The organism is Streptomyces sp. SID3212, assembly GCF_009865405.1.
In the GTDB taxonomy this organism is placed as follows: Bacteria; Actinomycetota; Actinomycetes; order Streptomycetales; family Streptomycetaceae; genus Streptomyces.
Window position 1 is genome coordinate 31,064 of sequence record NZ_WWJY01001044.1, and the last position, 12,166, is coordinate 43,229.

At 69.6% G+C, this 12,166-nt stretch carries 6 protein-coding genes; all 6 read right to left on the reverse strand.

Annotation, left to right across the window (positions count from 1 at the left end):
- Positions 1-50: 50 nt before the first annotated feature.
- Positions 51-2,213, reverse strand: a complete 2,163-nt coding sequence (locus GT042_RS30735; protein ID WP_237531361.1) for a BTAD domain-containing putative transcriptional regulator — start codon at positions 2,211-2,213, stop codon at positions 51-53.
- A 194-nt stretch (positions 2,214-2,407) separates the two neighbouring features.
- Complete coding sequence (locus GT042_RS30740) at positions 2,408-3,196, reverse strand: alpha/beta fold hydrolase (RefSeq protein ID WP_161311963.1); 789 nt, start codon at positions 3,194-3,196, stop codon at positions 2,408-2,410.
- Positions 3,197-3,301: 105 nt separating this feature from the next.
- Entirely contained in the window at positions 3,302-3,985 is a 684-nt protein-coding gene (locus GT042_RS30745) for a TetR/AcrR family transcriptional regulator (protein WP_161311964.1), read from the reverse strand.
- 609 nt (positions 3,986-4,594) lie between these two features.
- Positions 4,595-6,037 (reverse strand): NAD(P)/FAD-dependent oxidoreductase, encoded by a 1,443-nt coding sequence (locus GT042_RS30750; protein ID WP_161311965.1) that lies wholly within the window; start codon positions 6,035-6,037, stop codon positions 4,595-4,597.
- Positions 6,038-6,341: 304 nt separating this feature from the next.
- Positions 6,342-6,959: a TetR/AcrR family transcriptional regulator gene (locus GT042_RS30755; RefSeq protein ID WP_161311966.1), complete on the reverse strand. Its 618-nt coding sequence runs from the start codon at positions 6,957-6,959 to the stop codon at positions 6,342-6,344.
- A gap of 167 nt (positions 6,960-7,126) precedes the next feature.
- The gene (locus GT042_RS30760; RefSeq protein ID WP_237531362.1) at positions 7,127-12,145 is read right to left on the reverse strand and encodes a thioester reductase domain-containing protein; all 5,019 of its coding nucleotides are present in this window, start codon (positions 12,143-12,145) and stop codon (positions 7,127-7,129) included.
- Positions 12,146-12,166: the final 21 nt, after the last annotated feature.

Consider the following 12,166-nt stretch of genomic DNA (forward strand, 5'->3'; position numbering starts at 1 on the left):
AATTCAACGGCGAAGGCTTCCCCCGGCTGTCGATCAGCCCCGTCGAAAGGTCAGTTGTTGGCCGCGGACCGGAGAAACTTGACCAATTGTTCGCTGGACACGCCTTCCGGCCGGTCCAGGGTGACCGTGGTGGCATGGCTGTTCCCGCCGGTCCAGCCGGGCCTGCGCACCATGAGTTCGGGGTCGGCGGAGGCGACCATGAACAGGGGCCGAGGTCCCACCGACTCGACGAGCGCCTCGATGGAGTCCAGGACGGAGTCGGTCGCGTGGTGCAGGTCGTCGATGCACAGCACGACAGGTCCGCCCCGTACGGCCGCGCGGACGAACTCGCACCAGATGTCCAGGACGCTCTCCGGGCACACCACCCGGAGCAGAGCCTTGGAGCCGGTACTCAGCAGGGACGTCAGCGCGGGCAGTATCCGCTCCCGGTCGGCCGGGTCCGGGAACAACGAGCGCACCTGGTAGGAGAGGGCGGTGTCCACGGCGTCCTCGTCGTCGTTCGGACGGATGCCGCAGTAGGCGGCCAGGATCTGCGCCTGTGCGGCGAGCGCGTTGTCATGGGTGACCGCGGGAGTGCGGCCTGACAGCACGACGGGCGCGCCGGGGTGGCCGGTGACCCAGTGCTCGAAGTCACCCAGCAGCCGGCTCTTCCCCGTCCCCGGTTCGCCGAGGACGGTGACCAGATGAGGCACCGCCCGGTGTTGTGTCCGCTTCATGAGCCCGCGCAGGACGTCGAGTTCGTAGCACGGCTCCGCGTCATCGGCATCACCGCGCTTCACCCGGGCGCCGATCACCTGCCAGCCCGTGGACGAGAGGCGGTAGGAAACGGTGTCACCGGTTGCCTGGCGGACCGCGTCGCTGGCCAGGACCTCACCGGCGGGCACGGTGGACAGCAGGGCCTGGGACTCGTCGAGCACCGCGCCGACTACGGTCGGCGCGGCCTCACGCCCTCGCCGGGACAGCAGCACTCCGCCCATGGTCACGGCGGACTGCACCGTCAGCTGGGCCGCCTCGGGCCCGGACCGGCCGGCGACGTCGAGTATGTCGCGGATCGCCAGCGCCGCGAGTACGGCCCGTCCGGCATGGTTGTCCTGGGGCCCGTGGAGTCCGAACAGGGCCAGGTACGTGGATCCGATCGAGGCGGTCACCGTGCCGTCGAATCGCTCGACCTGCTCCCTGACCACGGCGGCGGTGCCGTTCAGCAGGTCGTCGAGCTCCTCGTCGCCGGGCCCGACCAGGGTGGGAGCGAGCCAGGTGCGTATCGACACGACGGCGACCTGGTGGCGGGAGACACGCAACTGTTCCGGCCCGGCGTCGTCGGGCGGCGCTGCCGGACCGGGCCGGGGAACCCGGACACCGGCCGGCTGCCCGATCGGGCGGGTCGACGATGTGGTGCTCAACCGTTCCCTGGTGGCGCTGTCACCTGCCGCTCCGAAGGGATGTCCGGACACCGGACCGGCAAGGGACAGCTCCGGTTCCTGGGCGAGGATGGCCTGTTGAAGCCGCTGCAGCCCGTGGCCGGGTTCAAGACCCAGGTCCTCCACCAGCGCGGTGCGGATACGGCTGTACACGTTGAGCGCGTCCGCTTGCCGTCCGCACCGGTAGAGGGCGAGCATCAACTGACCGCACGACCGCTCCTTGAGCGGCTGGGCCTTGACCATGGCCTCCAGTTCGGCGAGAACCACATGGTGGCGACCGCAGGCCAACTGGGTGTCGAAGTAGTCCTCCATCACGTCCAGGCGCGCTCTCTGGACCGCCACCAACTCGGGCCACTCGATGCCGGCTTCGACGAGATCGGCCAGGGCGGGGCCCCGCCACAGGGCCAGCGCGTCGTGAAGGAGTGAGGCCGCCGACTCCGACGCGCCCTGCGCCATTTTCTCCCGCCCCTCCTCCACCCACGTGTGGAACCGGTGCAGATCCACCTGCTCCGGTTCCACACGCATCATGTAACCGGGCGGCTGGGTCAACAGCGCGGTGGTCCCGGTGGGGTTGCGCTGACGCGGCGAGCCCGAGGAGAGGATGCCCCGCAGCCCGTACACCGCGTTCTGGAGTATCTTGCGTGACGTGGTCGGAGCGTCGTCCACACCCCACAGCGCGTTGAGTAACTGACTGGTGGGCACGACCCTGTTGGCCTGCAACAGCAGGAAGGCCAACGTGGCTCTCTGCTTGGTACCCCCCAGGTTCAGCGGCCCGTCATGGCTGTCGACCTCCATTGGGCCAAGGAGTCGGAACTGCATCGTGTCCCCCATACCTACACGTAACAGGCTGAGCCCGGAGCGCCTTCCGGGATCCGATCAAGATATGATCACCATCGTGCAACATTACGTTCAACGCGCGCACAAATCTGGGACAAGCAGTCCACCCCCGCGACGGCCGGATCGCATCGCACCGCCGCGCCTGGCCCGCGCTACCACGTGAGGGATGCCGCGGCTGCGCCCGGTGCGAAACGGCTGAGAGCCGCCGTGAGTACCGCGGCCACCTCCGGAAGATTGCTGTCGAGGTAGAAATGCCCGCCGGAGAAGACGTGGGTGTGGGTGTCGGCCTTCGTGAAGTCCGCCCAGGAGGAGGCCCGTTCCACGGAGACCACCGGGTCGCTGTCACCGACGAGCACGGTGAACGGGGTGCTCAGGGGGCCGCGTTCCTGCCACTCGTACGTGCCTATCGCCCGGTAGTCGGCGCGCAGCGCGGGCATGACCATCTCCCTCACCTCCGGGTCCTCGAACACCTGCGGGGAGGTGCCCCCGAGGCGCTGTACCGCTGCCAGGATGTCGGCGTCCGTACGGAGGCCGTCGTGGGCCTCCGGCCGCGGCCGGGGTGCGCCCCGTCCGGAAAGGATGACCGCGACGGGTCCGGGGGACTGGCGCTCCTCGAGGCGGCGGGTGGTCTCATAGGCGAGTACGGCGCCCATGCTGTGCCCGAAGAGGGCGTACGGGCCCTCGATCTGCCCGTGGACCTCGTCGGCCAGGATGTCCGCCAGGCGTCCGATGTCGTCGATGGGCTCCTCGTGCCGGCGGTCCTGACGCCCCGGATACTGGGCGGCCAGCACCTCGACGGCCGGTGGCATCGCGAGGGACAGCGGGAGGAAGGAGCTGGCCGCACCGCCCGCATGGGGGAAGCAGACCAACCGCACGGCGATGGCGGACGGCCTGGGACCGTCCGCCGGAGGGGCGAACCTGCGCAACCACTCAGTTCCCACTTCAGCTCCCTTTGTCGCTGTGCTCGACCCCTGGCGGACCGGGCTGCGGCCCCATCATCGGTGGTGCGGCTCAAAGGAGGCACAAAGTACGCACAACTCACCCGCTCACGCGCCGCCGCAGACCTTGGTCGGCCGGCTGTCGCCGATTCGGCACCTGTCCGCCGCCCGCAGCCCCGCGGCCGTACCTTCCGGAACGAGCTCGTCGAGCAACGCCTCGGCCGAGATCTGGGGCAGCATCAACCGCCAGAACCCGGTGACCGCGTCTCGTGAACGCCACTCCTCGCCCGTTCCCCGCAGGACTTCGAACCCCGCCACGAAAACGGTGATGGCCGACACCACCTCATCCAGCGCCACGTCCGCCGCGAGAGTGCCCCGGTCCCTCGCCACGGTGAGTGACAGCTGGACCCAGTCCTGCCACTGCTCCCACAGGCGGACACCGCCCTGCCAGGTGGCGTCGCGGCTCAGGCCGAATCCGGCCCGCAGGACCGGGTCGTCGGTGAGGCTCCGCACCAGCGCCTGCGAGGCGTCGATCACCGATTGCAAGGGGGCGGGGTGCCGGAACGGAACCGCTCCGGTGAGACTCAGCAGCGCCTGCGCGGCGGCCAGTTCGAGCGCCTCACCCAGCGCCTGCTTGTTCTTGAAGTGAAAACTCAGCCCGCCTGTACTGACACCGGCCCGCGAGCTGATGGTATTGAGGGAGGATTCGGCGAATCCCCACTGGTCGATGACCTCGGCAGCTGAACGGATCAGGTCTTGGCGAGTGCAGAACGAACGATACTGCTTGGTCATCGGGAACTCCGTAGGGGCGTGGAACGGCGGGCCGGTGCGTGTCGGAACACCACCACGGCGCGGTACCCGTGACGGGGGGCCGACCGCGCGGCGCGACAGGTACCGGCCGTCGGGAACGGGCGGTCGCGACAGCTGGTCACCGTGAGAGCACCTTCGTGGTCGGCCCATATAACAGCATGACTACCGCACCCGCACTCTCCGCGACCGAAAAGAGCGATCGCCGAGGGGCGGGTGGAGGGGACTTGGCGCATTGTCGATGGGTCGGTGCACGTGGACCCGCGCGGGTGAACGGCTTCCGGCCTGGATCTGACCCTCCTCGGGGCACTCCCCGCGTCCCACCGATTCACAGGCCCGGGACGAACGACGCCGCCGGACGGCGTTCCACGCGGTCCGGCGGCGGTGCGGCGCGCCGCTCCTTCGGAGAGGCCGGGGCGGAGATGGCGTTTCACGCCATCTTCTCCACGCCCCACGGTTCTCACTAGAATGTTCTATACAGTGGAATCGGCAACGTCGCCGTAACGCCAGGACGGGTCCGCCCGACCCGTCCTGCCCGGTTGCGTCGACGCCTGTCGAGTCGGCACCACACACCGGATCACGCGACAGGGAGGGTCAGTTGATGAGAGCGGCTACCTGCTGCGCGGCCCGGAGTCCCGTCTCGACGGCGCCTTCGACGAAGGCGCCGTTCCATCCGGACGCGATGTCGCCCCCCGCGAAGGCGATGCGGCCATGGGGCTGCTGAATCCCGGGCAGCTGCCTCAACAGCTGCCCGGGACGGCGCAGGCCCCATCCCCCGAGCGCGTACGGGTCGCGGCCCCACTCGTGGGCCCGGTACCCGACGACGGTGGCACCGGGTATGTACTCGCGGACGGCCTTCTGGACGGCTGTCGCGTCCGAGACGTTGAGGGAGGATCCAGCGAAGCCGATCATGAGCCGCCCTCCACCGGAGAGTGCTTCCTGAGGGATCATCAGGGGCAGGGCGGACGACTTGGTACCCATGGCGTACACGGCTTCGACGTCCCCGGCGAGGTGGATCCACAGCTTCGTCGCGAGTCCGACGCCCACGCCTTCGCTGGTCGCGGCGGCGTGTACGGCCGGCAGTCCGGGGTTGAAGCTGATCTTCTTCCAGGTGTTGACGGGAGTCGCCAACACGGCGGCCCTGCCGGTGAAGAGCCGATTGGAGCCGACCCGTACCTGGACACCGCTCGACGTGCTGGTGACCGCGGTGACCGGCGAATTGAGGTACACCTTGGCCCTCGGCGACGCGTCCAGCATCTTCTGGAGCAGCTTGGTCATGCCCGCGGTCGGCTTGAACGCGGTCTGCTTCTCCCAGCCCTCGATGTTCCACCCGCCGAGCGCCCACCACTGCGCCATCGAGGTCATCGCACGACTGGTGTTGTCACCGCCCGTGTAGGCCGCGAAGTAGCCGTGGAGCCAGGTCGCGTCCACGTCGGAGAGCCCGAGCTGGTTGATTCGGTCGGTGAAGGAAAGCAGATCCAACTGAGCCAGGAGGTCGCTGCGGTAGCGCGGGTCGTTGGGCCGCTCGAAGTAGGTCTCCGACCCGGCGAAGAACTGATCGAACAGCTCTCCGAGGTGGGCGTTGGCGTCCTGCGGAAGGAGCCGGTCGAAGCCGCCGTTGGCGCCCGGCATGACCGACGTGGTGGGTATGACGTCTGCGGCGTTCGTCAGGCCGTACCTACTGAACTCGGCGGCCACCAGATGGTGATCGGGGCTCAGCCAGCCGCCGCCGAGTTCAATGCGCTTGCCGGCGAACGTGTCCGTCCAGATTCTGCCGCCGATGCGGTCCCGCGCCTCCACCACCGCGACGTTGAGCCCCTGGGCGCTCAGCTCGCGGGCAGCCGTACCGCCCGCGTATCCCGCGCCGATGACTATCACGTCGGCAACGACGTTGTCCGCGCGGACCGATGCCGCGGCCGGAGCGGCCGCGGCGACCGCCCCCCCGGCCAAGGCGGTCCCGCCCAGGGCTTTGAGCAGCGAACGACGTCCGAGCCCCGCGGGTGGGGACTGATGTGTGACGGGTGGTCGGGAACTCATCGGTGCACCTTTTCCGTTGGTCGCTGAAGGCCACTCCCACCGGGAGATGAGTGGCTCGTTCTGGTCCACGGAAAGTTAGCGGCGCGGTGCCGAAAGCTGGTCACCGACGGGTAATCGTAGGGTTTACGCCTCACCTTTGAGGGGAAGGGGAGCGTCCGGCTCCTGCTCGTCGCCGGAACGCGGCAGGTCATGGCCAGGGCGTCGCGCGGAAGAAGTCCGCCCAGGTGGGGGACGTTCCGGCCGGGCGACGTCGCGCGACGCGCCGGTCAGGAAGGGATCGCGGGCACGCGGGGGAGAGAACCGATCACTGGTAACTGGTGATCAATTGGGCGAGGTGCCGGCCGGCGAGGTCGAGCGGTTCGCTGTCCTGGCTGACCTGGGCGGCGAGTTCAGCACCCTCAAGGGTGCTGATGACGGTGTGAGCGAGCTCGTGGGCTTCTGTCTCGCCGATCCCGCTCTCCAGGAGTTTGACGCGCACGATTTCACGCCAGCGGGTGAAGGCATCGGCGGCGGCTTCCTGGATCTTGGGCAGGCGGCCCACGGCGCCGAGTGCTGTCGTGGTGATGGGGCAGCCGTCGATCCAGTCGGAAGCACGCAGACTCTCGGCCAGATGGTGGGTGAAGCTCGCGACGGCTCGCGCGGGGTCGGGTTCGCTGTCCAGTACGACGCGCAGCTCCTCGGAGAACTCCTGGTCACCGTGGTGGATCGCGGCGACAGCGATCTCCATTTTCCCGCCGGGGAAGAAGTGGTACACAGAGCCGAGAGTCGCCCGTGCCTCCTGCGAGATCTGCTTGACCCCGGTCCCGTCGTAACCCTGACGTTGCATGAGTCGTGAGGCGGCCCGCACGATGCGCTCGCGCGTAAGAACGGGCTCCGCGTCGACCGCCGGCCGCTCCGCGTCGTTCAAGGGAGTCTTTTTCATCCTTCTGAGATTACCAGTAGGACGCTCTTTATAGGGGGGCTCGTTGTGAAATACGCACCGACCCCGGGATCGTCCCGGGGGTCGGTGCGTTGGCCGGCGACCATGGGGCGGCGCCGCTCCGGCGCGCGAGGAGTCCGCCGGTCCAAGAGGCGGACTCCTCGCGCGTGTCAGGACAGGACGGCCGCGGCGGCCGGGAAGTGTCCCGTCCGCACGAAGTAGCCGACGTACTTGGCGAACAGTTCCTCGGTCACCGGGGGGCACGTGATTCCGCTGCCCTCCAGGGCCGCCTCGGTCTGTGTGGTGTCCATCGGGGGATAGAAGGCGTCCGTGTCCCCCGTCATCATCTCGAAGGCGTGGAGCAGCGGAATGATGGCGTTGCCCCGGTCCTGATGCACCCGCTCACGCCAGGTGTCCCAGTCCACCTCCTCCAGCGTGTAGCCGAGCGAACGGAGCCGGCCAACACACTCCCGCAAGGTCACCGCGCTCGGGTTGAACAGGTGGAACGTCCCGCCGCCGGCCTCCTGCCGACCGGAGATGCGGAGGATCGCCGCACTCACGTAGTCCACCGGCAGCAGGTGGAACCGCCCCCCGACTCCCGCGGGCACCGCGCCCGCCTCCAGCAGGCCCTTCATGCTCAGCCATACGAAGTCCCGGGTCTGGCACGCGCCGTTGTCCTGGTCGCCGGAGATGACATCGACCCGGTAGACGGACACGGGAAGGCCCCTGTCCCGGGCGATACCGATGAGCTGTTCCGCGACCCACTTGCTCTGGAGGTAGCCGCTGGGCAGCTTCTCGCCGGGACCCGTCGGGTCGCTCACCTTCAGTGGGACGCCCGCCACCGCCGCGCCGGCGAATACGCCGACGGTCGAGACGTAGTGGACCGGCACGGTGCGATGGCGCGCTGCCAGACGCAGGACTTCCTCGGTCCCCAGTACGTTGGCGTTCCTCAGGGTCGCGTAGGGATGCAGCCAGTGGACCTGCGCTCCGTTGTGGTAGACGACGTCGACCGTCTCGGCGAGGCGGTCGAAGTCCTCCTCGGAGAGCCCCAGGCGCGGCAGCGCCAGATCGCCCACGACCACCGAAACGCGTTCGGGGTCGAGTGCGTCCCCTATGCCGTACTGCTCCATGTTCTTCCGCAGCCGGGCGAACGCCTCGTCCGCGTCACCACCACGGACCAGGCAGTGGACGACGGCGTCGGTGGTCCGGAGAAGGTCACGCAGGAGGAAGGCGCCCAGGAACCCGCTCCCACCGGTCAGCAGGACGTGCCGCGGATCGGCGGTGACAGGAACCACTTCGGCCGCCGGGTGGATGTCCTCGGCCAGGCGGATCTCGGAATCGAGGTCGAAGATGTCACGCTGCCCGTACTCGCTGTCGGGCTGCCCCCCGAGCAGCTCGCCCCCCACGTGGGCGACCAGGGCCGCCGGGGTCGGGTGGTCGAACACCAGAGTGGCGGGCAGCCGCAGACCGACGAGCGTGTTGAGCCGGTTGCGAAGTTCCACACTGGTCAGGGAGTCGAATCCCATGGCCTGGAAGGGCCGCTCCTCGTCGACGCGCGTGGCGTCCGCGTGGCCGAGTACGCGCGAGATCTCGGCCAGGACGGCCTCGTTGAGCAGTTGGCGCTGCTCCGCGTGGGGCAGCCCGGCGAGTCGTGCGGCGAGTGGCTCGGCCGAGGCCCCCGTCCCATGGACCTTGCGGCGCCCCGCGTTGTGGGCGAGACCCCTCAGCAGGGGCGGTACCAGCTCCTGTTCCCGTACGGCCGCGATGTCCAGCGGCGACGCCACCGAAGCCGGTCGGCCCCGGCGGAGTGCCAGGTCGAGCAGTGCGGGCCCCGAGTCGGCCGTGACGGGACGGAAACCGCTGCGTGCGATGCGTTTGAGGTCTGTCTCGTCCAGTCCTCCCGAGAGTCCGCCGTCCTGTGACCACAGGCCCCAGGCAAGCGACGTCGCGGTGAGTCCCGAGGCGGCTCGGCGCTGTGCCAGGCCGTCCAGGAAGGAGTTCGCCGCGGCGTAGGTGGACTGGCCGGGGCCGCCCAGCAGTCCGGCGATCGAGGAGAACAGTACGAACGCCGAGAGGTCCGCGTCGCGGGTCAGGTCGTGCAGATGCCAGGCGGCGTCCACCTTCGGGCGCAATACGGCGGCCAGCCGTTCAGACGTCTGGCCGCCGACCAGACCGTCGTCCAGGACGCCGGCCGCGTGGACCACTCCGGTCAGGGGATGCTGCGCAGGTATACCGGCCAAGAGCGCGGCCAGCTCCGCCCGGTCCGCGACGTCGCAGGCGGCGATGCGTACCGTCGCGCCGAGGTCCCTCAGTTCGGCCGCCAACTCGGAGGCCCCTTGCGCGTCCTGGCCACGACGACTCGTCAACAGGAGGCTCCGCACGCCGTGTTCGCGCACCAGATGGCGGGCGAAGAGGGCGCCGAGCGAACCCGTACCGCCGGTGACGAGCACGGTTCCCGACCTGTCCCACCGCGCTGCGGGCAGCGGGTCGGCGGTGTCCTCGTCGCGTCGGAGGCGGGGTACGAGAATCTGTCCCGCTCGGACGGCGAGCTGAGGCTCGCCCAGGGCGAGGAGCTGGTCCGGCACGGTGCCGGCGACTCCGGTGTCGGCGTCGACGAGGACGATCCGGCCGGGAGTCTCCGACTGCACCGAGCGCAGCAGACCCCAGACCGCGGCCGCACTCGGATCGGGGAGTTCCCCGTCACGGACGCACATGGCTCCCCGGGTGACCACGACGAGGGGGGTGTCGGCAAGCCGGTCCTCCGCGAGCCAGGCCTGGACGAGACTCAGGATGCGGCGCGTGGCGTCGTGGGCCGCCACCGCGAGGTCGTCGCCGACCCGCGGTGTGTCGTGAACCAGTACCGCGTCGACCCGGTCCCCGGAGGCCATGGCCTCCGCGATCGTCCTCACCTGGTCGGTCTCCGGGCCGGCAGCCCCCGTCCCGTCCCAGACGCCCCATCGCACGGCTTCGGTGGGGAGCGCCGGTGGCGACAAGGGCGTCCAGTCCACGTGGAAGAGGCTGTCACCGATCCGAGCCGCCGCGCTTCCGACCTCGCCGACCTCGACCGACCGGGTCTCCACGGAGTCGAGCGAGGCGACCGGCGCTCCGGTCCGGTCGGCCAGCAGGACCGTCCGGATGTGATCACCGTCGAGGGTCAGCTTGACCCTCACCGCGGGGGCGCCGCTCGCGTACAGCCGTACGCCCCGGTACGCCGACACGATCCGGGCCGTCCCGGCGGGCAGGTCGTGGAGGACGGCGGGCAGCACCGCGTGGACGGCCCCGTCGAGCAGCGAGGGGTGCAGGAGATGGTCCGCGGCCTCCGTCGCTGTCTCCTCGTCCAGGGCGAGTTCGGCGAACACCTCGTCACCCCGCCGCCACGCGGCCTTGAGCACCTGGGCCGCGGAGCCGTACCGCGCACCCGTACGCGCGAGTCGTTCGTACACCTCGGCGGGGTCCAGCGCCTCGGTGTCCGAGGGAGGCCACTCCGTGAGTCCGGCCGCGCCCGAGCGACTTCCGGGGCTCAGGAGACCGCGCGCGTGCAGTGTCCAGGGCACGTCGGGATCGTCGGGCCGCGCATGGACGGTCACCGCCCGACGGCCCGCGTCCGGTGCCGCCACACGGACCTGGATCTGGAGCTTCGCGTGATCGGGAATCACCAGCGGCGCGGTCGTCGACAGTTCGTCAAGCACCGCGCATCCGACCTCGTCGCCGGCCCGCACCGCGAGTTCCACGTATGCGGACGCGGGCAGAACCACCGAGCCGTCGTGGACGTGACCGGCCAGCCAGGGATGGGTACCCGGCGAGATCCGGTTGGTGAACAGAAGCTCGTCCGCGCCGGCGACGCCGATGACGTTCCCCAGCAGCGGATGACCGCTGGATCGCAGGCCGGCCCGTCCCGGATCGCCGGTGTCCTTCGAGGTGTCGACCCAGTACCGTTCGTGCTGGAAGGCGTACGTGGGCAGGGGGACGCGCCGGGCGCCGGTGCCCTCGAAGAACGCCGGCCAGCTCACCGGCACCCCCTGGGAGTGGAGCCGACCGAGGCCGGTGATCATCGACTCCGCCTCCGGCCGGCCTCGGCGGAGTAGCGGCACCACCGTCCCCGTCCCGACGGTCGAGTGGGCGAGAGCCGCGAGCACACCGTCGGGACCCAGTTCGACGAAGTTCACCACACCCTGCTCGGCGAGGGTTCTGGCCGCGTCGGAGAAGCGGACCGTGCCGCGGAGCTGGCCGGCCCAGTACTCCGGAGTCCGCAGGTCGTCGCCGGTCGCCACCCGACCCGTCCGGGTGGACACCACGGGAATGAGGGGCGCGTGGAAGGTCAGCTGACCGGCCACCCGCCGAAAGTCCTCCAGCACCCCGTCCATGTGCGGGGAGTGGAACGCGTGGCTGACGGTGAGCCGCTTCGTCTTCCGTCCCCGCCGCCGCAACTCCTCCGCCAGCGCGTCGACCGCTTCAGTGTCACCCGAGACGACCACGGAGACCGGTGAGTTGACCGCGGCGACGGCTACCCGGGGGAACCTTCCACCGCTCAGGAGGGTGGTGATTTCGGCTTCGGTGGTTTGTATGGCGTGCATGGCTCCGTCGGGTGGGAGCTGTTGCATGAGTGTGGCTCGTGCGGCGACGAGGGTGGCGGCGTCCGGGAGGGTGAGGATGCCGGCGGTGTGGGCTGCGGCGATTTCGCCGATGGAGTGTCCGGCCATGAAGTCGGGGCGTGTGCCGAGTGATTCGAGGAGGCGGAAGAGTGCTACTTCGATGGCGAAGAGGGCGGGTTGGGTGTGTCCCGTGTTGTCGAGGTTTTTGCCTGTGGTGATGGTTTCGTGCAGTGGCTGGTCGAGGAGGGGGTCGAGGTGTGCGGCGATGTCGTCGAAGGCTTGTGCGAAGGTGGGGAATGTGGTGTAGAGGTCCATTCCCATGCCGGGGTATTGGGAGCCTTGGCCGGTGAAGAGGAAGGCGGTGCGGCCTTCGGTTTGTGTTCCGCGTATGACGTGGGGGTGGGTGGTGCCGGTGATGAGTGCGTGCAGTCCGGCGTGGCGGTCGGTGTCCGTGAGGGCGGCGCGGTGTTCGTGGGCGGTGCGTGAGGTTGCCAGTGAGTGGGCGATGTCCAGGTCGGAGTGGGTGGGGGAGTTCTGCAGGTGGGTGAGCAGGCGGGCTGCCTGGTCCCGCAGTGCTTGTTCGGTCCGCCCGGACAACAACCAGGGGACAACCGGCGG